The sequence below is a fragment of the Rhodovulum sp. HP10 genome (assembly GCF_047553435.1).
In the GTDB taxonomy this organism is placed as follows: Bacteria; Pseudomonadota; Alphaproteobacteria; order Rhodobacterales; family Rhodobacteraceae; genus Rhodovulum.
The window spans coordinates 1-21,227 of record NZ_CP180201.1 but is presented as its reverse complement, the minus strand read 5'-3'; the positions used below and the strand labels follow the sequence as shown (position 1 = coordinate 21,227).

Annotated in this window: 27 protein-coding genes; all 27 read right to left on the bottom strand. The window is 69.6% G+C overall.

Features of this window, described 5'->3' with window-relative positions:
• Positions 1-5: 5 nt before the first annotated feature.
• A complete protein-coding gene (locus ACK8CO_RS00135; RefSeq protein WP_414897718.1) occupies positions 6-602 on the bottom strand; it encodes an SLATT domain-containing protein in 597 nt (198 codons plus the stop codon).
• Positions 603-1,209: 607 nt separating this feature from the next.
• A complete protein-coding gene (locus ACK8CO_RS00130) occupies positions 1,210-1,467 on the bottom strand; it encodes a hypothetical protein (RefSeq protein WP_414897717.1) in 258 nt (85 codons plus the stop codon).
• Positions 1,464-2,270 (bottom strand): DNA adenine methylase, encoded by an 807-nt coding sequence (locus tag ACK8CO_RS00125; protein ID WP_414897716.1) that lies wholly within the window; start codon positions 2,268-2,270, stop codon positions 1,464-1,466. Before ACK8CO_RS00125 ends, ACK8CO_RS00130 begins: the two co-directional genes overlap by 4 nt.
• 374 nt (positions 2,271-2,644) lie before the next feature.
• The gene (locus ACK8CO_RS00120) at positions 2,645-2,971 is read right to left on the bottom strand and encodes a bacteriophage spanin2 family protein (protein WP_414897715.1); all 327 of its coding nucleotides are present in this window, start codon (positions 2,969-2,971) and stop codon (positions 2,645-2,647) included.
• The gene (locus ACK8CO_RS00115) at positions 2,968-3,477 is read right to left on the bottom strand and encodes a lysozyme (RefSeq protein WP_414897714.1); all 510 of its coding nucleotides are present in this window, start codon (positions 3,475-3,477) and stop codon (positions 2,968-2,970) included. The genes ACK8CO_RS00120 and ACK8CO_RS00115 overlap by 4 nt, the downstream gene beginning before the upstream one ends.
• A gap of 4 nt (positions 3,478-3,481) precedes the next feature.
• Positions 3,482-3,694 (bottom strand): hypothetical protein, encoded by a 213-nt coding sequence (locus ACK8CO_RS00110; RefSeq protein ID WP_414897713.1) that lies wholly within the window; start codon positions 3,692-3,694, stop codon positions 3,482-3,484.
• A gap of 25 nt (positions 3,695-3,719) precedes the next feature.
• Complete coding sequence (locus tag ACK8CO_RS00105) at positions 3,720-4,007, bottom strand: hypothetical protein (protein ID WP_414897712.1); 288 nt, start codon at positions 4,005-4,007, stop codon at positions 3,720-3,722.
• Positions 4,008-4,056: 49 nt separating this feature from the next.
• On the bottom strand, positions 4,057-4,881 hold the full coding sequence (locus tag ACK8CO_RS00100) for a hypothetical protein (RefSeq protein ID WP_414897711.1): 825 nt from the start codon (positions 4,879-4,881) through the stop codon (positions 4,057-4,059).
• Between the two features lie 7 nt (positions 4,882-4,888).
• Complete coding sequence (locus ACK8CO_RS00095) at positions 4,889-8,047, bottom strand: hypothetical protein (protein WP_414897710.1); 3,159 nt, start codon at positions 8,045-8,047, stop codon at positions 4,889-4,891.
• Positions 8,032-8,442 (bottom strand): DUF6950 family protein, encoded by a 411-nt coding sequence (locus ACK8CO_RS00090; protein ID WP_414897709.1) that lies wholly within the window; start codon positions 8,440-8,442, stop codon positions 8,032-8,034. The genes ACK8CO_RS00095 and ACK8CO_RS00090 overlap by 16 nt, the downstream gene beginning before the upstream one ends.
• Positions 8,442-8,966, bottom strand: coding sequence for a hypothetical protein (locus ACK8CO_RS00085; protein ID WP_414897708.1), 525 nt, complete (start codon positions 8,964-8,966; stop codon positions 8,442-8,444). The genes ACK8CO_RS00090 and ACK8CO_RS00085 overlap by 1 nt, the downstream gene beginning before the upstream one ends.
• Positions 8,966-9,562, bottom strand: coding sequence for a hypothetical protein (locus tag ACK8CO_RS00080; RefSeq protein WP_414897707.1), 597 nt, complete (start codon positions 9,560-9,562; stop codon positions 8,966-8,968). Before ACK8CO_RS00080 ends, ACK8CO_RS00085 begins: the two co-directional genes overlap by 1 nt.
• Positions 9,562-11,613, bottom strand: coding sequence for a phage tail tape measure protein (locus tag ACK8CO_RS00075; RefSeq protein WP_414897706.1), 2,052 nt, complete (start codon positions 11,611-11,613; stop codon positions 9,562-9,564). Before ACK8CO_RS00075 ends, ACK8CO_RS00080 begins: the two co-directional genes overlap by 1 nt.
• Positions 11,614-11,616: 3 nt before the next feature.
• Positions 11,617-11,826 carry a hypothetical protein gene (locus tag ACK8CO_RS00070; protein WP_414897705.1) on the bottom strand — a complete coding sequence of 70 codons (210 nt, stop codon included), beginning with the start codon at positions 11,824-11,826 and terminating at the stop codon, positions 11,617-11,619.
• 98 nt (positions 11,827-11,924) lie between these two features.
• On the bottom strand, positions 11,925-12,281 hold the full coding sequence (locus tag ACK8CO_RS00065) for a hypothetical protein (RefSeq protein ID WP_414896848.1): 357 nt from the start codon (positions 12,279-12,281) through the stop codon (positions 11,925-11,927).
• A 3-nt stretch (positions 12,282-12,284) separates the two neighbouring features.
• Entirely contained in the window at positions 12,285-12,713 is a 429-nt protein-coding gene (locus ACK8CO_RS00060) for a phage tail tube protein (protein ID WP_414897704.1), read from the bottom strand.
• Positions 12,710-13,129, bottom strand: coding sequence for a tail completion protein gp17 (gp17, locus tag ACK8CO_RS00055; protein ID WP_414897703.1), 420 nt, complete (start codon positions 13,127-13,129; stop codon positions 12,710-12,712). The genes ACK8CO_RS00060 and gp17 overlap by 4 nt, the downstream gene beginning before the upstream one ends.
• On the bottom strand, positions 13,126-13,635 hold the full coding sequence (locus tag ACK8CO_RS00050; RefSeq protein WP_414897702.1) for an HK97-gp10 family putative phage morphogenesis protein: 510 nt from the start codon (positions 13,633-13,635) through the stop codon (positions 13,126-13,128). The genes gp17 and ACK8CO_RS00050 overlap by 4 nt, the downstream gene beginning before the upstream one ends.
• Positions 13,632-13,961 carry a phage head closure protein gene (locus ACK8CO_RS00045; protein ID WP_414897701.1) on the bottom strand — a complete coding sequence of 110 codons (330 nt, stop codon included), beginning with the start codon at positions 13,959-13,961 and terminating at the stop codon, positions 13,632-13,634. Before ACK8CO_RS00045 ends, ACK8CO_RS00050 begins: the two co-directional genes overlap by 4 nt.
• A 28-nt stretch (positions 13,962-13,989) precedes the next feature.
• On the bottom strand, positions 13,990-14,550 hold the full coding sequence (locus ACK8CO_RS00040; RefSeq protein WP_414897700.1) for a hypothetical protein: 561 nt from the start codon (positions 14,548-14,550) through the stop codon (positions 13,990-13,992).
• Positions 14,547-14,879: a hypothetical protein gene (locus ACK8CO_RS00035; protein ID WP_414896842.1), complete on the bottom strand. Its 333-nt coding sequence runs from the start codon at positions 14,877-14,879 to the stop codon at positions 14,547-14,549. Before ACK8CO_RS00035 ends, ACK8CO_RS00040 begins: the two co-directional genes overlap by 4 nt.
• A gap of 23 nt (positions 14,880-14,902) precedes the next feature.
• Positions 14,903-16,231: a phage major capsid protein gene (locus ACK8CO_RS00030; protein ID WP_414897699.1), complete on the bottom strand. Its 1,329-nt coding sequence runs from the start codon at positions 16,229-16,231 to the stop codon at positions 14,903-14,905.
• Between the two features lie 83 nt (positions 16,232-16,314).
• Positions 16,315-17,235 carry a S49 family peptidase gene (locus tag ACK8CO_RS00025; protein ID WP_414897698.1) on the bottom strand — a complete coding sequence of 307 codons (921 nt, stop codon included), beginning with the start codon at positions 17,233-17,235 and terminating at the stop codon, positions 16,315-16,317.
• Positions 17,235-18,527, bottom strand: a complete 1,293-nt coding sequence (locus ACK8CO_RS00020) for a phage portal protein (protein WP_414897697.1) — start codon at positions 18,525-18,527, stop codon at positions 17,235-17,237. Before ACK8CO_RS00020 ends, ACK8CO_RS00025 begins: the two co-directional genes overlap by 1 nt.
• Entirely contained in the window at positions 18,524-20,185 is a 1,662-nt protein-coding gene (locus ACK8CO_RS00015) for a terminase large subunit (protein ID WP_414896838.1), read from the bottom strand. Before ACK8CO_RS00015 ends, ACK8CO_RS00020 begins: the two co-directional genes overlap by 4 nt.
• Entirely contained in the window at positions 20,172-20,609 is a 438-nt protein-coding gene (locus tag ACK8CO_RS00010) for a P27 family phage terminase small subunit (protein ID WP_414896837.1), read from the bottom strand. The genes ACK8CO_RS00015 and ACK8CO_RS00010 overlap by 14 nt, the downstream gene beginning before the upstream one ends.
• Positions 20,610-20,728: 119 nt before the next feature.
• Positions 20,729-21,112, bottom strand: coding sequence for an HNH endonuclease (locus ACK8CO_RS00005; protein ID WP_414897696.1), 384 nt, complete (start codon positions 21,110-21,112; stop codon positions 20,729-20,731).
• Between the last annotated feature and the right edge of the window lie 115 nt (positions 21,113-21,227).

Sequence of the window (21,227 nt, the reverse complement as noted above, 5' to 3'; positions counted from 1 at the left end):
CAACCTCAAGGTGTTACGACTCCATTGAAGTCAATTCCGTAAAATACGACAACAAAGGGAAGAGCCGCAAAGGCTACAAGAAAAAGCCGGGCTGTAAGCCAAGATATTGCGTAGCTAAGGCGTCGCCAGCATCCCAACTGCACTGCCTCACCGTTAGGTAATTTTAGGCTCTGCTCAGCTTGGAAAATGTTGCCGACCGCGAGGCGCATGTAGTCGCCGGTAGTATGGTTCGGATAGTGGCCCAACACTTCTATATAAGCCTCTTCCTGTTTTTGGGTTGTCTGTTCGCCGTTGGCTCGAAGCTTCTGCAGTGCGAGATAGCACGACCGATGGTTAGCGGCAGTTTCTCCGAATTTGAAGCCGAAGATCAACAGAGATAGGCAAAGTGTTGTAATTGAGGCGAAGCTTAAAATACTATCACTGAGGCGCACGTTTTGAGCACCCCCAACCACAGAAATGCAGATCGAAGAAAGCGCGAATAATGCGAGAACAATGTGAAAGTACAGCTCTAAAAAGCGGCTTCGCTTCTCTGCATTCATGTGACACCGCTCAGTGGTCCAGATGCGGTCATGAAGCTGCTTAAGGTTATCTTGTTCTGTCATGGGGTAATGGTGTGCGGACGTATTTTTTCATGGTTCTTGATCCTCTCACGAGGATGGGCGCTTTATTTCCAACGCCAGGCTTACGCCTGTTACTTACAAAGGCCGCCGAAGCAACCGAGCACGCGGCTCACGCCCGCACTTGCTTAATTTAGGCTGTGGCATCGCTTTTTGCAACTTAACCTTGAGCCACCAACGTTGGGTCTGCGGATCACCAACCTTGGTGGCTCAAGTCGGTGCTGACGTAGGCGTCAACGTCAGCCATCGGTCTAAACAAGCAATCCCCGGGCAGTCGCCTGGGATGTCATAAGGGTAGAATTTTAACATCGCCCCTCAAGTCATTGACTTCATGAATGAACGTTGCCCCCGGAGGCGGAGTCGAGCCACCTACTCGAGGATTTGCAATCTCCAAGGCAGCAAATCGAGTGGGGCGCCCTGTCTCGTATAGCTGATTTTCAGCTTCCCAAACTAGGTTTCGCATTCGAAGCGAACGGCAGCTCCCGCCCAAGCTACGAGACCCGGCCGACTCGGCATTGAGAATCGGTGGAGTTTGCTTTGGGGAAGCTCGGCCGACGCCTCGGAACGGGGCCGAACGTCCGGTCTCCGCCCATCACGCCCCACACAGCCGCCCGGTCAGCGCGACCAGCTCCCGCTCCTCCGCAGCTGAATGCACAAGCCCGTAACTCGCGGCGATCCGGCGGAACCGCAGGACATACTGACAGCGGAAGCTCGGATCCGGCGGCAACCAGTCCAGTGGCCCGCGCGCGCCTTTCGAGCGGTCCGTCGACGCGCTGACGGGCAGCAGGTTGACCGGATCGCGGGCGCCCCCAAGATCCGGTTGAACGCCGACCGGGCCGGGGGAACTCATACGAGCCCCACCCTGACCTCGCAATTGGCGATGATCAACTCCCGGGCCGCAGTCGCGCCGCTCTTCGAGACCGAGTAAGTCAGCCGCACCTCCTCGATCCGGAAGGCGCCGAACAGCGCGCGAATCTCGGGCCGGTCGTTGATCGACAGCACGAAGGCGCCCTTGATCCGGCCCAGGCGGTCGGCCAGCTCGGCGAACTGGTCGCGGTCGAAGAGCCCCTTGCCGTAATCGTCCTCGCCGCCCCAATAGGGCGGATCGAGATAGAACAGCGCCTGCGGTCCGTCATAGCGGGCCAGCACCTCCTGCCAGGGCAGGTTCTCGAAGATCACGCCATCGAGCCGGTCATGGGCGGCGTCCAGCAGCGGGCCGAGCTTGGCCAGGCTGAACCGGGCGCTCTGATCGGGCGCGACCCCGAAGACCCCGCCGAGCTGGCCGCCGAAGGCCAGCCGCTGCAGATAGAGGAAGCGCGCGGCGCGTTCCAGATCGGTCAGCGTGGCCGGATCGCAGGCGCGGAGCCGCTCGAACTCGCGGCGCGAGGTGATCTGGAACCGCATCACCTCCATCAGCTGCGGATAATGGCGCTGCAACACGCGGAAGAGATTGGTGATCTCGCCGTTCAGATCGTTCGCGACCTCGAGACGCGGGCGCCAGCTCCGGCGCAGGAAGACCCCGCCCATGCCGAGGAAGGGCTCGACATAGGTGCGGTGCGGGATCGCCTCGATCCGCTCGATGATCCGCCGGTGCAGGGCGCGCTTGCCGCCCATCCAGGGGGCGACGGGGGTGGCGGGGACGGTTTTTCGCATTTCGTTCATGTCAGGAACCTGTTCTAGGTCCGCCCGCTCTCGCGAGAGCCGGGCGACAGATTCCCTCGTGGGTGTCGGCGCAGCGTCTGTTGACGCAGGCTGCGTGGTGAGGCGGTGTTGGCGCACCGCCTTGCCCCCGCCCGGAAGCGGGGGAACTCTGATCCATGAGGCAAATGGGGAGGCGGCTCGAAGCGGCGCCTCAGGCAAGGGGGCGACCCCCACTGGAGCCAGGTCCAGCAGGGGTCTGATGATTTGATTTCAGTTCTTTGATAAGTTTAGTGGGCTCTTGCCTGTCCAATTCTGTGGATAGGAACAAACTGCTAACAGTTAGTTGAGTTATCCGCCATACACTCTCCTTATGATTGTGTTTTTCGTTAACGCCGCCCCCTGACCGCCTCCCTGACCCTTCGCGCGATCTCGCCGGGCGAGGGGGCGATCCATCCGATCAGGGCGAGGAGGACGATCCAGGGTGGGATGACGTTGACGATGACCGTCTCGACTCGCTCGGCGCGGAGGCGGTTTTCGGACTGCTCCTGGCGGATCTCGCGGGCGCGCGGCCGCACGATGCTGGGGGCATTCTCGACCTTCTGGCCCTGGACGTTCTCGGCCCCGGCCTGGACATTGGCGGCCACGTTGGTCCCGAGCGGGACCGGCAGCCCGCCGCAGCCTGCCAGCAGCAGCACGAGGAGGAGCGCCCTCATGCGCCGTCCCAGCGGAACGGGGCATCGGCCGACACGCCGTCGAGCCCCTCATGGCAGAGCTGGCGGGCCTTGTTGCGGCGGATCAGAAGGCCGCGCACGCCCTTGCCGCCTGCAAAGCGCCAGCGCGGAAGCTCATTGCAGGCGCCGCGCAGGTCGCCCGCATTCAGCTTGCGGATCAGGGTCGAGCGCGCGGCCGCGCCGAGGCCCACGTTATAGGCCCAGTCGAGGATCGCGACATAGCTCCGGTCGGGGATGCGGGCCTCGACGGGATCCGCGATCAGCCGGTCGAGCCCGGCCTCGAACCCGGCGAGCCGCCCGGCGAACATGGCCCGGCACTCGGCGGGCGTGTAGCTGTCGCCGAGCGCCACATCGCGGGTCTCGCCGAAGCAGACGGTCGGCACGCCCACGATGTCGAGATAGGCCTCTGTCTTCAGGCCCTCATTGCCGCCGATGAAGCTGAGCGCGAGGGCAGTCGCGGCCGCGCCGCGTTTCAGGATCCTGCGCATGGGCTCACTCCATCCTCTGGGCGATCAGCCGGGCGGCGAAAGCGGCCGCGGTGACCAGCGCCGAGAGCCCGGCAAAGAGCCCGCGCGGGATCCCCAGCGCATCGGGCGAGGCCAGCGAGAGCCCGGCCTCGAGCCCTGACAGCAGGCCCGCGAGCAGGATGAGACGGATAGACCAGGCACGCCGGATCAGCGCGCGCCAGTGGGGCACGAGGTGCATTGGGGGCTCCTTTCGGGGGAATGGCTCAGCGCGGAACGCGCTGCAGGACGGTCTTGATGTCGGCGCGAAGCTCGCGGAGCAGCGCGTTGGTCTCCGCGCGGTCGCGCTGGCGAGCGGCGAGATCCTCGGCGCGCTGCCGCTGCCAGCGGGCCTCGAGGGCGCGGATCTCCTCGGCCAGCCGGGCGGTCTCGCGCTCGAGCGCGGCGGTATTGGTGCGGGCGCGCGCCTCGAGCCGGACCGACCAGACGGCCAGTCCGAGCAGCGAGAGCATCACCCCCCACCAGTCCCGGATCTGCGTGGTCAGCTCCTGCATGGGGCCTCCGCCGGATGGGAACAGGGCGGATGGGAACAGCGCGCGGCGGTCATCTGATATCGTCGCCGATCACGAAGCTCTCGGTCGGCCCCGAGAAGATCTCGGCCGTACCGGCCGCGAAGGATCCCCTTCTGTTCCGGCCGAGGCGGAGTTGCAGGCCGGTCGGACGGCCGGCCAGGGCGATGCTGCCCGAGACCGACGAGACCGCGTGGCCCCAGCTCGCGGTGGAGCTGCCGTGGAAGACCATCATGGTCCGGCGCCACGTGGCCTCGATATCGTCGAAGCCGATATGGACCTGCCCCTGCATCGAGGCGCCGTTGGCCCAGGAATGATAGGCGATCTCGGTCCAGGCGCTCCAGGAGCTGCCGCCATCGACGCTCAGCCGGATCTGCAACCCTTCGCCCATCCCGAGCCGGTTCGGGTTCATCGTGAAGCGGATCACGGCGCAGGTGGCATCGGTCAGATCCATGATCCCGGTGGGCGCCGAGGTGTCGCTCAGGTGATAGCTGTAGACGCGCGGGCGGATCTGCGGCGGGGCGAAGGCCTGGACCGCAGCCCTGAGAACCGCCCCCGACAGCGCGCCGAACTCGGTGCCAGTCGGGTCGGTGGCCTGGACCTCGGTCAGCTCCCGGACCCCGGCCGGGATGAAGCTGCCGGAGGCGAAGCTGCCGAGCGTGATCCAGCCGTTATTGGGGATATTGCGCATCTTCAGGGCGCGCTCGGCGGTATCGACCCAGAGCATGCCGGCCGCGGTCTCGGCGGGCGGGGTCGCGCCCGCATTGCCGCTCTGGATCGCGGAAAGCGCGCCCTGCAGCATGGCGAAGGCCTGGGCCTTGGTATGGGTGTTGTCGAGCAGATAGCTGCCTTGGCTCATGTCATCCTCATGCGGCCTGGAGGGCGGTCACGGTCAGGCCCGTGATGCCGATGGTGTAATCGGGGCTCTCGACGCTCAGGATCGCGCGGAAGCGGAAGGCGCGGGCCGGGAAGTCGGCGGCATCGAAGCTCTGCCAGGGGCCCCAGGCGGGATCGGCCGCCGGATCGTCATCGGTGAGCGAGACCTGCAGGTCGACATCGCCATAGGCATCGGTCGAACCCTGCCAGAGCCGCGCGTCGGGCGGCGTCCACATCGCCGTGCCGGAGGGTCGCCAGAACAGATCCTCGGCCTCCGAGATCAGGAGCTCGATATCGGTGATCAGCCGCACCGGCTGGACCGCGCCCAGATCGATCCGGCCCGCGAAGGCATAGCTTGCGCTGGTCTCTCCCGGTGCCATCGCCAGCACGCCCCCCGCCGCGCGGCAGCCCTCGGCCGCCCCCGCGAAGTCCGGGGCCTCGGCCAGGGTGGCGACGGTCGTGGTCGGGATGATCGAGGCGGCACGGATCGCGATCCCCGAGACCGGACCGGGCGTGCCCATCGCGTCATGGGGGCGGGCGAGATAGGTGCCGGTCTTGAGCGGCAGGGTCGCCTCGGTGACGCCGCCCGAGACCGCCTTGCCGATGCCGGTCGAGCTCTGCCAGGTCGCGCCCGAGAGCGCGCCCGCATGGCGGAACTCGATCCGGCCGCCCTGGCGCACGTCGAGCGAGGGATGCCGGTCCCAGCGCAGCATGGCGACGGCACCACCCGAGGCCTGCACCGAGAGCCCGGTGATCGCGCCCGGCGGGGCGTTCTCGCCCTGCACCGCCGTCGCGCCCGCCCAGGCCCAGTCCGACCAGATGCCGCGCGCATTCCGGCCCCGCGCGCCGAAGGCATAGGGGCCCGGCGCGACATCGTCGATCATGTCCTCGGGGCTGTCGGTCAGCGGCCGCAGCGTGGGCTCTGGGGCCGAGACCGGACGCCAGGCGAACTGCCAGGCGTCAATGAAGGGATTGTCGGTGGTGGCCGCCAGCCGCACCCGCGTCTTGATCCCGCCGCCGCCGCGGGTCTCGTACAATTCCTCGGTCATGGTCGGCGCGCTCACCACCGGTTTTGCGGTCGGCGAGGGCAGCGTCGGCACACCGCCCGCGGGCTTCGGCGTTTCCTCGGAGCTGCGCCAGTCGAAGATGGCGGGGCCGGTCTCGAGGCAGCTCAGCCGCACCTCGACGCCCTCGGGGCCGATCCGTACCGCGCGGCCGGTGACCTCGAAGGTCTTGGCCTCCCAGCCCCGGCGCGGCAGGGTCACGCGGATAGTGTCGCCGAGCCGCACGCCCCAGGCGGCGAGCGAACAGGGCAGGATCACCTGGCGTTGCCGCCGCCCCTTCAAAAGCGCGAGCTTCATCAGCCGCTGGCCGCGCGCATGCCCGGTCTCGCCCGGCAGCTCGCCCAGATCGCGCACCAGCCGCTCGCCATGATCGGCGGCGCGGTAGGTCTCGGAGGCCAGCACCGGCAGGTCGGTGACGACATGCTCGGCCGTGGCATCGGCGAACTGCGCCTTGACGGTGTTGAACTGCGCCTCGAAGGGGCGCCGCGCATTCACCTTGATCCCGCCCACCAGCATGTCCTCGGTGATCGTCAGGCCCGGCTCTTCCCAGGCGCCGCCGCCGACCGTCAGGCGGCCGCGCTCGCAGGCCCACCAGCCGCCCCAGGCGGTGGAGAGATCGTTCAGGTTCTCGCGCGGGGCCGCGTCGGTATCGAGCACGCCGTTGAAGGCATAGCGATCCTCGGTCGCGCCCGAGGCCAGAGGCACCTGCTCCTCGCAGATATTGGCCAGTGCCACGATGGCGGTCGCGTCGAGATCCTCCTCGCGCCAGCCGATGCCGCCCGCGAGCTCGGGCGTCAGCGCGTAATCCCTGAGGCAGAGCGCCGGGTTGGTGGAATAGCGCCGCCCCCGGAACCAGAGCGCGACCGTGTCCGCGCTCATGTCGATCTCGACATAGATCGTGCCGCGCCGACCGGCGACGGTCGAGACCGGCAGGGTGGCCCGGGCCAGCTCCGGCGCGGAGACCTTGCCCGATCCGGTGCGGAAGACGAGATCCCCGCCAGTCACGCCAAGATACGATCCATGGACCGAGTCGCCCTGTTCCCAGATCACGCCCTCGGGGGTGTCCGGGAAGGTGACATCGAAGGCTGCGAAGAGATCGTCGAACCCTCGCATTTTCTCATATTCGAGGGTTTCGCCATCGATTGCGGTCAGATCCGGGCTTAGCCCGGCCTCGGGCTCAAGCCCGCCGGGATAGCGGCGCCCGAAGTAGAAGCGTGCGGCGATGGCCCCGCCATTCCAGGGCGCGGAGGACTCGCCCAGCGGGTATCTGCCGCCCGCAGTCCTGCCGATTGCCCCGACATCATGGCCCGCCCAGACCGGAATGGGGCGCGCGGCCCGGGCGGAGGCGAGCGCCGAGCTGGTCCATTCGCGCGGGTCGAAGACGCGCTTGCCGCGGGCGCGGACCCGGATCTGGGGCGCGCCGCCGGGGAAGAGATCGCGGTCGTAATCGGCCTCGAAGTAAAGATAGGCCACGCCACGGCCGCGATGGGCCTCGGTCCATTCGCTGGCGGCCGCGACATAGCGGGCCTCGGCCGCCTGATCCGCGCCGCCATCATGGACGCGAAGCCGGACGCGGCCCCGGTAATCGCTCTCGACCTGGCCCCAATGGTACGGATCGCCCGTGCCTTCGGCCGCGTCGCGGCGGTATTGCGCCTCGGTCCAGACCAGCGTCTCGCCCAGCCAGATCTCGACCGCGCCATCGATCTCGTGGCAGGCGAGCGGCATGACCGAGTGATAGCGCCGGTGCGGCTTGCCCCCGGCCTCGGTGGTCGAGCGGGCGACGATCGTGCCGCCGAGGGTGCGCTCGCCATAGAGGATCAGCCCCGCGGTCACCGGCTGGATCTTGTTCAGCGTGATCTCGTCGCGGGTCTTGGCCTTCGGCGTCTTCGTCAGCGCCATCTGCACGCCCGAGAGCACGAAGGCCAGCGCCGCCTGGCCCATGATGGCGGTCGCGGTCAGCCCCGCGATCCAGCCGCCCGCCGCCGTGGCCAGGGCCGCGGCGACCGGGGGCATGGCCTGCGCGGGAGCGGCCGGCAGGGCCAGCGCGACGATCAGCAGCGCGGGAAGGATCAGCCGATACGCCATGCCGCCTCCGCGTCGAGCACCGGGCGGCGGACGAGGCCATGCCCGGCCAGATGCAGCGCATGGCGGCCGGTGACGACGCCCATGGCGCCCGGCAGCGCGCCCGCGGCATCGCCCATCACCCAGTCGCCGCGGCGCGCCATCGCGACCGGCAGCCGCTCCAGATGCGCGTCGATCAGATCGGCGATGGAGGCAAAGCCCAGCGAGACCAGACCCTTCGCGGCCTGCATCTCGCTGGCATAGGCGGGCAGATCCGGGATCGGATCGCGGCCCGTCATCGCGCGCGCGCTCGCCCGGCAGAGGCCGAGGCAATCGGCCTGCCCCCAGACGAAGGTCCGGCCCTCCCAGGCGCCGAGCTCGGCCGAGAGCCGCCGTTCCCAGAGCGGCAGCCGTGTCATCACTTGCCCCATATGTCCTCCCGGTTCTGGATGGCCTGGACGAGGTCGAAGAGGCGGTCGCCGGGAAAGCGGCGCTGCTGATCCTCGGGCAGGTAGTAGAACGGGCGCTTGCGGCCCAGATCCATGGCGCGTTCCTCGCAGGCGAGCGTCGCGGTCGCGGCTTCGGGGCCGTCATCGCTGTCGAGCGTGTCGGCCAGCCCGTCCCAGAGCACATCGGCCGTCTCGATCTGCCCCTCGGGACCGAACAGCGCGAGCAGGACCGTCACCCGGCGGCGCTGGAACTCCTCGAGCTCGGCCAGCGCGACCACCTCGGGATCGAGCCCCGAAAGCGTGAGCGTCAGCCCCGGCATCTCGCCGCCCGAGGTCTCCTGCGTCTCGCCGATCTGCAGCATCTGCCCGGCCGCGCCGAGATAGGTGACACCCTCCCACTCGACCTCGCCATGGCCGGTGAACATGTTCAGCTCGCCGCTGTCGAACCGGCAGCGCACCAGCAGCCCGAGGATCCGGTCTCCGCCTGCGTCCATCAGAGCGCCTCCATGATCTGCAATGTTCTTGTCCGGACCCGGGCCTGGCTGACGGAGAACCCGGTTTCGGAACCGGCCAGCGCCCAGCTGCCGTAAGGCGCGCGCATCGCCACCGCAGCGCCCGGGGCGACGGGGCGGCGCAGCCGGGGCCAGAGGGTGACGCCCTGCCGGAAGGCCGCCGTGGGGGCCTCAGTCGCGGTCACGATATGCAGATGCCCGCCGAGGGTCAGGTAATCGCCCGGCAGCGCCCGGTCGCCCGCGACGGCCAGTTGCAGAACCAGCTCTTGCGCCCGGGTATTGGCCGCGACCGCGACGACAGGATCGGCCGAGATCGTCCCGTGCGGGCCGTCATGGTCCATCGCCGCCATGTCGAGCTCGAAGGTGCCCGCGGGACCGTTGAGGCTGGCGATCCAGGCCGAGATCGCCGCGCTCTCGCGGGAATCGAATGCGGCCAGCACCAGTTCGGCCGCCCACATGCCGCCCATGAAGTCATAGGCGGTCTGGGCAAAGCTGTAGGGCGACTGCACGCGGATCGAGGAGGTGATCTGGCGCAAGGTCAGCGAGGCCACGCGCACCGCGTCGGGCGGAAACGCCATCACAGACCCTCCCGACGCCTGCGGGCATAGACCTTCTCGGCCTGCTCCTGCGACACCTGCCGCACCACTGCCGCGATCTGTTCCGGGCTGGCATTGGAGCCCTGCACGCTGACATGGATGTCGCCCATCCGCACCGACCCGCCGCCGACACTGGCGACCCCGAGCTTGCCATTGCCAAGCCGCGTCAGCGGCAGGATCGCCTCGGGACCGGCCTCGCCCATGAGCCCGGTCGAGCCACCACGCATCGGAAAGAAGGTCGGCCGGTCGACCACGCCGCCCGCGGCAAAGGCCCGGACCCGGCCGCCCTCGAAGATATTGCCGAGCGCGCTTTTTGTGGTGCCGCCACTCGCACCCGCACCCGCGCCCCCGAACATCCCCGAGAACAGTCCGTCGAACAGCGAGCCCAGAGCGCTGGAAACCGGCGAGAGCGCCCGGTCGAGCAGATCGTCGAGCATCCGGTCGGCGAGCGCCGAGATCGCGTCACCCGCATCCGCAGCCCCCTTCGCCACATCCTTGAAGAAGGTCTTGAAGCTGTCGCTGGCCGTCTTCGCCGTATCGGCCAGTTGCCCGGTTGCCTGAGCCACGTCACTGGTGCCGCCATCCCCGTCCTCGGCCGCCTCGCCGATCCGGGCGAGGCTGGTGGCGGTGTTGCCCGCCTCCTCGGACACCCCGGCCAGCGTCTCCTTCAGGGCCTTCATCGAGGCCAGCGGCGTGCGGATCATCGCATCGGCAATGCCATTGGCCTCAAGCTTCAGCCTTTTGGCCTCCTCGCCCGCCGCCGCCGCGGCCTCCTTCGCCGCCTTCAGCCCATCGGCCGCGCCGTCCGCCGCCGCCTTCATGGCTTTCGCCCCGGGAATGTAGTCAGGCAGATCGGCAAACTTGCCGAGGAAGTCGGTCCACTTCTCCTGCAGATAGACCATCACCTCGCCCCAGGTCGCCTTCATCCGGGCGCCGAGCTCGTCCATCCTGAGCCGCATCAGCTCGGGCCCCATCACGATCCGCTCCCAGACCTCGGCCGCGACGTCCTTCATCAGATCCAGCGCCCCGCCGAAGCCGCCCGCCGCCGTCACCAGCCGCCCGAACCAGAGCACCAGCTCGCCCGCGCCGACCACCAGCGCGCCGATCCCGGTGCGCATCAGGGCCGCCCGGGTCAGCAGGAGCTTTGCGTTGAGCGCCGCCGCCGCCAGCGCCGCCCCTCCGAGGCTCACCGCAAGCCGCCCCCCGATCAGCGTCGCCGCCGTGCCGGCATAGGCCGCGACCCGGTCGAGATTCGACAGCACCAGATCGAGCGCGGTCGCGAGCGGCCCGCCCTTGCGCCAGAGATCGGCAAAGCCCGTCGCCAGCCGCTCGATGCCGGGGGCCGCGGCTGCAGCCAGCTTGTTGCCAAGCCCGGTCGCCACCAGCCCCAGCCGCGAGACCGCGTCATTGGCCGTCTCGATATTCTCGGCATCGATCTCGGAGACCACGACGCCGAAGTCTTCCACATCGCGCGCAGCCTGGCGCAGCGTGGCCGGATCCATGCGCCCCATGGCAATCGAGCCCTCCTCGCCGAAGAGCTGGCCCGCCACCGCCGCCCGCTGCGCCGCGGGCACGAAGTCGGCAATCGCCGCGTTGATGGTCGCGATCCGTTCATCGAGGGGCAGCTTCTGCAGCTCGGCCGCGGTGAGGTTCAGCTGCCCGAGCGCCTTGACGGCCGGGCCGGTCCCGGCGGCGGCCTGGCTGAGGCGCCGCGTCAGATCCTTGGTCGCCTGCTCGACCGTGCCCATGGCGACGCCCGAGAGATCGCCCGCGCGCGAGAGCACCTGCACCGATTTGACGGTGGTGCCGAGCGATTGCGCGAGCTTGGCCTGGGCATCGATTGCGCCCATGGCCTGCCGGGTCATCAGGCTGAGCGCGCCGGTCGCGGCGGTGACCGCGCCCGCGAGCCCGATCTTCACATTGCGCGAGAACTGCTTCGAGCGGTCATCGGCCGATTTGAGCCCCGACCGGAACTCGGCCGAATCGAGCCCGAGATTGACGCGCAGCGCGCCGATCACCGCCTTCAGGGCCATGGGTCACCTCTTCGTCTGTTCTTGCTGCTGGAAGCGCGCATGCATCACGCGGGCGCGCAGGATCATCGCCGCCGCCGCGCGTTTGGGATCGGGCGGCAGGAGGAACTCTTCGGCCCGGGGGAAGTCGGGCGTCCGGGTAAGTGCCGCGACATGCCAGGCCAGCCAGCGGTCGCGGTGCTGGCCGACCTTCGCCCGGGCCGCGGCGCCCGCCATCTGGGCGCGGTAGAGCCCCGGGGTCAGGGACCAGAAGGCGGCCGGATCGAACCCGGCCGCGCAGTAGTCTTTCAGAAGATCGAGCCAGCCCGCCGGGCTCAGGCCATGTCCGGCCCCTTTCCCGGGTCCGGCTTTCCCGGCGCGGGATCGTCCTCCGCCGCCAAAAAGCCGCAGGCCGCGATCACCCGGCCCAGCACCGGGCCGAGCCCGGCGCCCAGATCTTCGGCCACCTCGCCCGCCTGGCGCAGCGTCGTGCCGGGGCGGTGATCGCGCATCGCGGCCCAGAGGATGAGCCGCATGGTCCGGACCGAGCCCGCCTTCAGCGCGGCCATGATCTCGGCCAGCGTCTGCCCCGCCTCCTCTTCCAGCTCGGCAATGGCATTGAAGCTCAGGATCAGCCGGAGCTGTTCGCCGCAAGCCTCGACATCGATCTCGCCCTTCATCGGATTGGCCATGGATCAGCCCTCCGGCCCGGTGATGGACAGGCTGCCGGTGACCCGGAAGGCCGCGGTGATCTCCTGGAACTCGCCCACGGTGGCGGGGGGCACATAGGATTTTAGCCAGCCCTCGAAGGTCCAGACCGTGCCGCCCGGGAAGGTCACCCGGATCTGGCGCACATTGCCGCTGGCCTTCAGCCCGATCAGCAGAGTGTCGGTGGCCGAGCCTTCGACCCAGTTCATGGTGACCGAGCATTCGCCGGGATCGAGCAGCCCCGGGCGGAACTCCTTGGTCCGGTTCGGCGACTTCATATGGGTCGCCTCATGTTCGTCGCGCTGCTGGTCGGGCAGCGACACCGACTTGACCTCGGCCAGCTCCAGGAAGGTCGTGGCGGCGGCGTCCTCGGCCACTTCCACGCCATAGCCCCAGGCGATATCCGCCTCGCTCATCTCTCGTTCTCCTCGTTGTGAAGCCTGTGATGGATGATCAGGTCGGCCAGGATCCTGTGGATCCCGCTGCCGTCCCGGTCGGTGTCGAGCCCGTCGCGGAGCGCCTCGACGAAGATGCCCCTGAAGTCGGTGCCGCCATGGGGGCCGCGGATCCGGTCGAGCCGGGCGGTCAGCGCCGCCTCGACCTCGCCCGCCCCGGCCAGCGTCGTGGCCAGGATGTCGGCCTGGATCCGGGTCCGGCGCAGCGTGGTGACGCCCTTCATGTGATAGTCGCGCGTCGCGCCGACCCGCATCAGCACCACGGCCGGGAGCCCCTCGCCCGGGGCGCGGCGGCCCCAGGTGATGCGGGCGCCGAGCAGATCGGCGAGGGCCGGATCGCTCAGAAGCAGGTCGGTCAGATCGGCCTTGAGGCTCATCGGCCGCCCCCCTGCCCGCGCTTCTTCGCCAGCCGTTTGGCGCGGCGAGCGACGGTCTTCTCGATCTCGCGCCCGAGCCCCTTGGCGATATCGTCCAGCACCGCCTCGCGGGTCGCGTCCCAGGCCGGGCGCATGAAGGGCTGGGCGGGCATGGTGCCGGTCGAGCCGCCGCTTTCCAGATGCCGCTCGACGGTGCCGAACTCGACCAGATGGGCATGGGGCAGCGCCGCGGCGCCGCCGAAGATCTCGACCGCCGCCTTGTCGTCGCGCACGAGGCGGCGGTGATCGCGGCGCTGCTTCGGGTCGAGCCGGGTCGAGACCGCGAGGCTCTCGGCCAGATCGCCGCTGGCGCGCGGCGCCAGGTCGCGGGCGCGCTCGACGAATATCCCGAGCGCGGCCTTGCCGACCCGGCGCAGCACGCCCCGGCCGGTCGATTTGGGCAGGTGTTCCACCATCATCTTTTCCAGGTCGGCCAGGCCCTCGACCGAGACGGGTTGCTTGCTCATGCCTCCTCCTTCCGGCCGTTGCTGACGGCCGAGACGTCGACCCAGCGGCCGCGCGCGGCGACCCCGGTGATGTTCCAGATCATTCCCTCGTCCCGGAGCCGGTCGGCCCCGGTCAGGCTGCGGGTCAGGACCGAGCGGCGCAGGGTGAAGCGCGCGGCGCGCACCGCGCCGATCTGGCCCGCCGCCGCGCGTTCGGTCTCGGCCAGATCCGCGCGCGCGGCCCAGAGCGTGGCAATTTCCGCCCAGGCGCCCGTGGGTTCGTTCAGCGCGTTGCGGCCCTGCCCCTGGCGCTCGAAGGTGATGCGGCGGTCGAGACGCAGGCTCATTGGCGGCACCGGGTCATCGGCGGCCAGGTCATCGGCGGCACCAGATCCCGGGGCGCCGATAGCGCATCTGCCGGATCAGGGCGCGCGCGCCGAAGGCAATGCGGGGGGTTTCCACCGTCTCGATGGCGATCCCCGCATCGAGCCAGTCCCGCGCGATCAGGATCACCGCCTGGGCCAGCGTCGGCGGGACGATGTCCGGCCCCACGGAAAGCGTGATGGAGAGGGGCGCGCCATCCGGCACGCCCGCGAAGGCCCCGTCCGAGACCAGGATCTGCGGTTCGCTATCGGCAAAGAGAAGCCGGGCGGCCCCGGCATCGAGGACGGTATCGCCCGCCGCGTCCGACCAGGTCACGCCCAGCAACTCGCGGGCGGGTGCGACGGGCACCCACCAGCGCCGCCCCTGCCCGGCCGCGGTCTCGAAGCGGACCCGGCGCGGGGTCAGCGGGCGGCGCGTGGCGGTCTCGACCGCCGATTGCGCCGCCGCCAGACAGGCCTCGATCCGGGAATTGTCCGCATCGCCCTCCCAATGCGAGGCGCGTTTATACGCCTCGACACTGACACCGAGCGGCGGGTTCTCGTCCAGGATCATGCCGTCGCCGCATCCTTGTCCGCGGCTTTGTCAGCGGCCTTGCCCTGCTTCGGCGGCGCGCCCGTCCGGGCCTTCGCCTCGGCCGCCGCCAGGGCAGCCTCGCGCTCGGCCAGCGCCGCCTCGCGCGTGGCCAGATCGGCGGCTTTCGCCTCCAGCCCGACCGGATCGGCCGCCGCGGCGAGCTGGGCCTCGGCCGCCCGGTCGAAGACCGTCGCCACCGGGTCCTCGCCCCGGGTGAGCCTGGCGGCCAGCGTGGGCGCAAACCCCGCCACCTCGCCACGGTTGTAACGCCCATGGGCGCGGCGGAACTTGAGGATCACCTTGGTCATGGTCTTGTCCTTCTGCTGAGTGATCAGAGCGACCAGCCGGTCGCGGTGAAGCCCGCGATGGCCTCATCATGGCTGGGCGCGAGATCGTGTTCGGATACCGCGCGCATCAGCGTGAGATCGCGCTGGAAGGCCGAGATCGTCTCGCCATTGGCATCGACGAAGGCGGCCTCGGTCGAGGCGGCGATGGCGATCTGCATCGCGTCCCCGATCACCACCTCGTCGAAATCGGCGAAGGTGATCTCGGTGCCGTCGCCCTCCGCGCCCAGATTGTCGGGCACCTGCGAGGTGGTGCGGATCGGGTAGCCCTTCAGCGTCCCGCTGGCATCGATCGAGGGGAAGACCGGGTTGCCGCGATCATCGCGCAGGCTCGCGAGCCAGTTCTTGGCCGAAGCGCGCATGATCCAGCCGGGGCGGACCATGCCGACATTGGCATCCTCGACCGTCGAGACCGCCCAGCGAACCGCCGCCTCGGCCGCCGCCGCCGTGCCCGCGATGCCGTCGCGCCAGTTCGCGGCCAGCGCCCAGTTGCGCAGCCCCTTCGGCGTGTCGTTCGCGCCGTCGCCGCGCAGGAAGGCCAGATCCTCGCGCAGCGCCATCGCCTTCAGGAGATCGTCCCGGGCATGCTGGGCCATGGCGACCGAGGAATGCCTGAGGAGGCTGTTCGAGAGCGGCACCAGCGCGCGCAGCAGCTTGAAGGACTTGTCGACCGCATCGAAGCTCATCTCGCTTTCGGCAATGGCCGAGGTCTCGGCGCCGTAACCGGCGGTCGCGCCCGCGCTCTGGCGCGCGGTGCGCAGCTCACCGGCCGGCATCGGCACGGTGCGCGCGCCCGAGGCCCGGACGGTGACGCGCGGGCGCAGCAGCGCGATCAGCTCCTCGGATTGCGCGGCGGGAATGGTGATGCCGCCCGCGGCTTCCGAGGCGCCCGACATGATCGCGGCAACGCCGGAATGGCCATCGCTCTCAAGCCGCTCCACCGCACGCGCGCGGTCGCCCCGGCAGGCCGCCAGCGCATGCAGCATGAACCCCACCTCGACGCCCCGGTGCGCCGGGTCGCGCGGGGTCGCGGCCTGCGGTGCCGGGGTCTGCCCCGGAGACCGGGCGGGCACCGGATCGTCGCCCCCGGAGGCGGCGGCGGCGCGGGCGGCCTCGGTGGCCTCGGCCCGGCCGACCCGGGCATTCAGCGTCTCGAAGCCCGCCTGGGCCTCGGCAAAGGCGGTCTCGGCAGCGGCGATGGCCTCGGCATCGGGGGTCTCGGCGCCTTCGAGCGCAGCCAGCGCATCGGCGCGCTCCTGCATCTGCGCGGCCGCCGCGCGGCGCTCCCGGCGCAGGTCGTTCAGATCCTTGGGCATGTCATTCTCCTGATTGGCAAAAGCAGAAGCCCCGCCCGGAGCGATCCGGACGGGGCGGTGGGTTGGGTTCAGTGAGTGATCGGTCAGAGAGCCGCGCGGGCCTGCGCGGCCGCAGCGCGCGCCAGAGACCCCCGCCCGGAATTGCGGCGGGGCGCGGCAGGCCGCGGCGAGTGCGCGGCAAAGATCCTATCATAGAAGGCCGCGCGGGTCTCGGCCCGGTCGGCAAGGCCGCGGGCGATGGCCGCCTCCGGCCCGAAGGTCGCACCGCCATCGGCCGGGTCGTCGGTCACGGAAAGCCGCGCGGCCAGATCCCCGGGCGCGATGCCCCGGCCGCGGGCGACATCGGCATGGAAGGCCGCCTCATGGGCATCGAGATCGCGCTGGATCTCGGCCCGGCCCGCCTCGGTCTCGGGGTTCGGCAGCTTGGCGCGGGCATGGGTCGAGGTGAAGATCTGCCACTGGTTGCCCGCCCCATCGGGGCCGACCGGCCAGCCCGCCTGGCGCATGACGCCAATCGAGCCCGCAAGGCTGCCGGGCGTCATCGCGATGTCGGAACACTGGCTGGCCAGGTGATAGCCCATCGAGGCCGCCAACGGATTGACCAGCGCATGAACCGGCTTGACCGCCGCCAGCGCCGCGATGGCGCCCGCCGCGGCCGCGCCCCCCAGCACCAGCCCGCCGGGCGTGTCGAACTCGATCACCACCGCCGCCACATCGTCCTGGGCGGCCAGCGTGGCACAGGACGCCTCGATCCCCGCGAAGGTCGCCCAGCCGAGGAAGCGTTCGAGGATCTCGGTATTGGGCGTCAGCACGCCCCGCACCGGCATCACCGCCACGCCGCGCGCCACCGCGAAGCGCTCGCCGCGGGCCACCTCGACCGGCCCGGAAAGCGCGGGACCGGCAGCAGGCGCGGCGGGCAGCGGCAGGCCCAGAAGCCCCGCGCCGAAGGCGCGGTCGAGCGCCAGGGGGGCGGCGCCCAGAAGGCTCGCAATCGTCATCTCCATCAGTCGTCGTCCTCTTCGGTCCCGGTCTTGCTGTCGTCATCGCGGGTCATGTTGGCGGCGGGGTTGAGGCGGTCGCCGTCCGCGACCGGCGCGCGGCCATCCTCGGCCCGGGCCTCGTTGGCGGTCAGGAACGGGCCGCCCACCGCCGCCTTCAGCGCGTCGTAACGCTCCTTCGTCGTCGCCTGCATCAGCGCGTCATAGTCATGCCGGAAGAAGAGCCCGGCGCGACGCTCGGCCTCGGTCAGCACGCCGAGCGCCAGCTGCGCCTCGACGAAGCCGCCCCAGTGCAGCAGGCAGTCGGTCTTGTAATCGATGGCCTGCTGCTGGCCGTTGGCCTTCACCCCGTGTTCCAGCATCTGCAGCTTGGAGGGCGGCACCCGGTAGATCGCGGCGATCTGCTCGCGGTCGAACTTGCGGCTTTCCAGGAGCTGCTGATCGGCGGCCGAGAGATCGAGCGACTTGATGTCTTCGGTCGCGCCGATGATCGGGATGCCGTTGGCCTCGGGATCGGTCAGCGCATTGCGCACGCGGCGGGCATTGCGATGCCAGGCCTCGTCATCCTCGTAGACATCCTCCATCTTCAGGACCGCGCGCATCTGCACGCCCGAAGCCGCCCGCGCCGCGGCCTCCTGACCGGCGAGCGCCAGGCCCACGGATTCCGCCGCGACCTGAAGCGGGCTGCGGCCGGTCCAGCCATCCTCGGCCATGTAGCGCAGATGCACCATGGCCCGGGACGGCGCCCGGCGCTGCACCCCTGCCCCGTCCTCGAAGGCATAGAAGCGCGCCCGGCCGTCGCGCAGCTCGGCGCAGAGATCGGGGCGGATCACATCCAGAAGCGTCAGTTCGCCCGCCCCGTCGCGCGGCGCATAGGCATAGCCCCGGCCGCGCAGCGCGAAGGCATAGACCAGCGCAAAGCGCGCGACCCGGGCCGCCACCCCCGGCGCGGATTCGGTGTTCAGCAGATAGGTCGCGGCATGCTCGACCACCGGCTCGGCGCGGCTCGGCCCCATCCGCTGGTAGAGCCGGAGCGGCACCTTGGCGAGATCGCCCGCGATCACGTTGCAGCAGGCAAAGACCGTGGCATGACGCTGTGCCGCCAGCGGCGTCACCACCGGCAGCGAGCGCACGCGGGACTGCCCGCCCGCCCAGAGATCGCCGAACCAGGGTGACGGCGCGCGCGTGCCCGAGGGCTCGACCGAAGCCATGGCGGCCGTGACCGGCGGCTCGCGCCGGGGGACGGGTTCGGAGACATCGGCCCTCCGGCCGCGCGTGAGGAAAGGAAGTCCGATCATACCGTTGCCACGTCCCGTGCCCTGCGTTTGCCCGCCTCGGCCTCGGCGCGGCCGAGCGCCATGATCGCGGCCACCGCCGGATCGATCCGCCCCTTCGAGCGCGCCTTGTTGGGCTTGATGTTCTCGGCCGCATCCTCGTCGCGATGGACATTGCCGACCGCCCAGGCCAGCACCGGATTGCCGCCATGCCGGATCCGCCCCTGTGCCACCGCGCGCTCGAAGCGCTTCATCGGCGAGGACATCGAGGCATAGCCCTGGCCATGCTCGACCAGCGGAAAGCGCCGCTTCACCAGCTCCTTCGCCACATACTTCATGCCCCAGCGGTCATAGGAGAGCTCGCGCAGATCGAAGTGGCCCCGGATCCATTCCAGCCGCTCGATCACCCGGTCCTCGTCGATCACGCCACCGCCATGCACCTCCAGCCAGCCCTCGTCGCGCCAGGCCACATATTCCCGCTTCTCGCTCTGCGCCCGCGCGATGAAGCCCTTCGGCCCCGAGGGCAGGAAGGAATAGCTGATCAGATAGACCAGCCCGTCCTTCGGGATCGCGACGCAGATCGAGGTCAGGTCGGTGGTCTTCGAGAGGTCCAGCCCGACCCAGGCGGGGCGGCCATAGAGCGCCTCAAGCGCGAAGGGCTCGGCGCCCGTGTCCCAGATCTCGCGCCCGATCCAGGACTGCGCGCCCTCGGTCCAGAGGTTCATGTGCAGCCGCCGGAAGTTCGGCATCTTGCCCGAGATCACCGTGGCCTCGCGGTAAAGCTCGGCAAAGCGCTCCTCGCTGAAGGCCACGCCGAGGTTCGGATTGGCCATCTTCCAGGCCACCGGATCGCCCGGATCGCAGTCGGCCGGCGGCTCGGCGACATAGGCAAAGAAGCTGTCATCGGCGACATCGCCGCGCAGCACGGTCTCGGAATAGGCGCGAAGCTCGCCGCAGATCGAGGCCATGTCGGCGCCCGCCGTGGTGATCGCCCAGTCGATGGGCTGGGCGCGGGCGATCATCGAATTGACCACCACCTCGGCCAGTTCGCGGTCGGTCCAGCGGTGCACCTCGTCGCGGGCGACGAAGCTCGGATTGATGCCATCGGCCGAGTTGCCGTCGCGGCTGAGCGTCCGGATCGTGCCATTGGTGATCGCGGTCGAGATCAGGTGCTTGTTGCCCGTATCCATGAAGGCCGAGAGCGCGGGCGCGGCCTTGATCATCCGCCGGAGCTCGCGGAACAGAAGCCCCGCCTGATCGCGCGTCGTCGCGGTGCAGAAGCCCTGGGGTGCGGCCTCGCCGTCGAAGAGCTGGGTGAAGAGCATCGGCACCGCCGTGTCGGTGGTCTTGCCGTTCTTCTTCGCGACCTGATGATAGGTGGTGCGGAAGCGGCGCAACCCATCGGCCTGCTTCCAGCCGAAGACCGAGCCATGGCGGAAGGCCTGCCAGGGCGTCAGCTCCAGCGGGCGGCCCGCCGCCGGACCCGTGGTGTGCTGGATCAGCCGCGCGAAGTTCAGCACGCGGCTTGCCAGCTTGCAGTCGAACCAGAGCCCGCGGTCGCGGCCCGTCTCCAGATCCATCAGATGGCGTTCGCAGGCGAGCCGCACCAGCGCGCCCGCCACCTCGCGCCCCTCGATCACATCGAGCGCATAGCGCGAGACCGGGTGGTCAATCGGGTCCATCGAGTGTCCTCATGATCTCGCCGAAGAGATCGCCCTGCCCGCCCGCGCTCATCCGCGCCTCGTCGACCGGCGTCATCCCGAAGCGCGCGGCGAGCTGGTTCATGGTGGCAATCGCGTCCTGGCGCTGGCCCCAGACCGCGCGCTTCTTCTGCTGCCGCCCGTTCCGGGTCTCGACCTCGTACCAGCTGCCGAAGGCCGCGATGTCGCCGGTGAAGCGGATGACATCGGCCACCGCCTCGCAATAGACGGCAAAGGGATCGTGATAGGCCGGATCGAGCCGCCGCTTGCCCGCCAGCACCGGCGCGAGCCGGTCCCAGGCGTCGCGGCCCTCGGCGCTCATCCAGTCGGGCGCCTCGGGCACGGGCGCTGTCTGGTCGGCCTTCATCGGCACGACATTGTCGAGCTTCGGCTTCTGACCGCGCATCGGACCTCCATCAGGGGCTTATGTTCGTGGGCTTTTTTTGCCAATTCGGCCCGCGCAACAGGAAAGCTCCCATGCGCGGTTCCCGAGGGGGGCCGTCGATTTTTGGACACCCCCCGGTGTCAGTTGCGCCCGAGCACCTCGCGGGCGGTCTTGCGGCTGTGGCAGCTCTTGCAGAGCGCCTGCCAGTTCGAGCGGTCCCAGAACTTTGCGCGGTCGCCCTCGTGCCGGGCGATGTGATCGACCTCGGTCGCCGGGGTCACCAGCCCGAGCCCCGCGCAATCGGTGCAGAGCGGATGGGCCTCGAGGAAGGCCGCCCGCGCTCTCTTCCAGGCGGGGCTGGCATAGAGCTTCGAGCGGCGCCGGATCTCCTCGGCCGCCTTCACCTTCGCCCGCCGCGCGCGACCCCGGTCGATCCGTTCCGCCTCATGCTCTTCGCAGAGCGCGGCGCCAGGCACAGCGAGGTCGTCGCAGCCAGAGGCCGCGCAGAGCTTGCGGATCGTCATGGGTGAGGCCTCCCGGAACGCAAAGCGCCCGCAGCGGGGGTCCGCTCCGGGCGCAGCTTGGGTGACGGCACTATGTCAACCGGGCTAGAGAAACGTCAAGAAAAAAGTTTCCGGA

Bases quoted from the DNA above. Each gene is read 5' to 3' on its own strand.
- gp17 (WP_414897703.1), bottom strand. From the start codon at position 13,129: ATGAGCCTCAAGGCCGATCTGACCGACCTGCTTCTGAGCGATCCGGCC.
- ACK8CO_RS00115 (WP_414897714.1), bottom strand. From the start codon at position 3,477: ATGCGCAGGATCCTGAAACGCGGCGCGGCCGCGACTGCCCTCGCGCTC.
- ACK8CO_RS00080 (WP_414897707.1), bottom strand. From the start codon at position 9,562: ATGGCGTTTCCGCCCGACGCGGTGCGCGTGGCCTCGCTGACCTTGCGC.
- ACK8CO_RS00085 (WP_414897708.1), bottom strand. From the start codon at position 8,966: ATGGACGCAGGCGGAGACCGGATCCTCGGGCTGCTGGTGCGCTGCCGG.
- ACK8CO_RS00010 (WP_414896837.1), bottom strand. From the start codon at position 20,609: ATGCGCGGTCAGAAGCCGAAGCTCGACAATGTCGTGCCGATGAAGGCC.
- ACK8CO_RS00125 (WP_414897716.1), bottom strand. From the start codon at position 2,270: ATGCGAAAAACCGTCCCCGCCACCCCCGTCGCCCCCTGGATGGGCGGC.
- ACK8CO_RS00045 (WP_414897701.1), bottom strand. From the start codon at position 13,961: ATGAGCCTGCGTCTCGACCGCCGCATCACCTTCGAGCGCCAGGGGCAG.
- ACK8CO_RS00130 (WP_414897717.1), bottom strand. From the start codon at position 1,467: ATGAGTTCCCCCGGCCCGGTCGGCGTTCAACCGGATCTTGGGGGCGCC.
- ACK8CO_RS00025 (WP_414897698.1), bottom strand. From the start codon at position 17,235: ATGGAGATGACGATTGCGAGCCTTCTGGGCGCCGCCCCCCTGGCGCTC.
- ACK8CO_RS00110 (WP_414897713.1), bottom strand. From the start codon at position 3,694: ATGCACCTCGTGCCCCACTGGCGCGCGCTGATCCGGCGTGCCTGGTCT.
- ACK8CO_RS00040 (WP_414897700.1), bottom strand. From the start codon at position 14,550: ATGATCCTGGACGAGAACCCGCCGCTCGGTGTCAGTGTCGAGGCGTAT.
- ACK8CO_RS00005 (WP_414897696.1), bottom strand. From the start codon at position 21,112: ATGACGATCCGCAAGCTCTGCGCGGCCTCTGGCTGCGACGACCTCGCT.
- ACK8CO_RS00060 (WP_414897704.1), bottom strand. From the start codon at position 12,713: ATGAGCGAGGCGGATATCGCCTGGGGCTATGGCGTGGAAGTGGCCGAG.
- ACK8CO_RS00030 (WP_414897699.1), bottom strand. From the start codon at position 16,231: ATGCCCAAGGATCTGAACGACCTGCGCCGGGAGCGCCGCGCGGCGGCC.
- ACK8CO_RS00015 (WP_414896838.1), bottom strand. From the start codon at position 20,185: ATGGACCCGATTGACCACCCGGTCTCGCGCTATGCGCTCGATGTGATC.
- ACK8CO_RS00070 (WP_414897705.1), bottom strand. From the start codon at position 11,826: ATGGCGGGCGCCGCGGCCCGGGCGAAGGTCGGCCAGCACCGCGACCGC.
- ACK8CO_RS00065 (WP_414896848.1), bottom strand. From the start codon at position 12,281: ATGGCCAATCCGATGAAGGGCGAGATCGATGTCGAGGCTTGCGGCGAA.
- ACK8CO_RS00035 (WP_414896842.1), bottom strand. From the start codon at position 14,879: ATGACCAAGGTGATCCTCAAGTTCCGCCGCGCCCATGGGCGTTACAAC.
- ACK8CO_RS00095 (WP_414897710.1), bottom strand. From the start codon at position 8,047: ATGGCGTATCGGCTGATCCTTCCCGCGCTGCTGATCGTCGCGCTGGCC.
- ACK8CO_RS00100 (WP_414897711.1), bottom strand. From the start codon at position 4,881: ATGAGCCAAGGCAGCTATCTGCTCGACAACACCCATACCAAGGCCCAG.
- ACK8CO_RS00135 (WP_414897718.1), bottom strand. From the start codon at position 602: ATGACAGAACAAGATAACCTTAAGCAGCTTCATGACCGCATCTGGACC.
- ACK8CO_RS00075 (WP_414897706.1), bottom strand. From the start codon at position 11,613: ATGGCCCTGAAGGCGGTGATCGGCGCGCTGCGCGTCAATCTCGGGCTC.
- ACK8CO_RS00020 (WP_414897697.1), bottom strand. From the start codon at position 18,527: ATGATCGGACTTCCTTTCCTCACGCGCGGCCGGAGGGCCGATGTCTCC.
- ACK8CO_RS00120 (WP_414897715.1), bottom strand. From the start codon at position 2,971: ATGAGGGCGCTCCTCCTCGTGCTGCTGCTGGCAGGCTGCGGCGGGCTG.
- ACK8CO_RS00105 (WP_414897712.1), bottom strand. From the start codon at position 4,007: ATGCAGGAGCTGACCACGCAGATCCGGGACTGGTGGGGGGTGATGCTC.
- ACK8CO_RS00050 (WP_414897702.1), bottom strand. From the start codon at position 13,635: ATGAGCAAGCAACCCGTCTCGGTCGAGGGCCTGGCCGACCTGGAAAAG.
- ACK8CO_RS00090 (WP_414897709.1), bottom strand. From the start codon at position 8,442: ATGACACGGCTGCCGCTCTGGGAACGGCGGCTCTCGGCCGAGCTCGGC.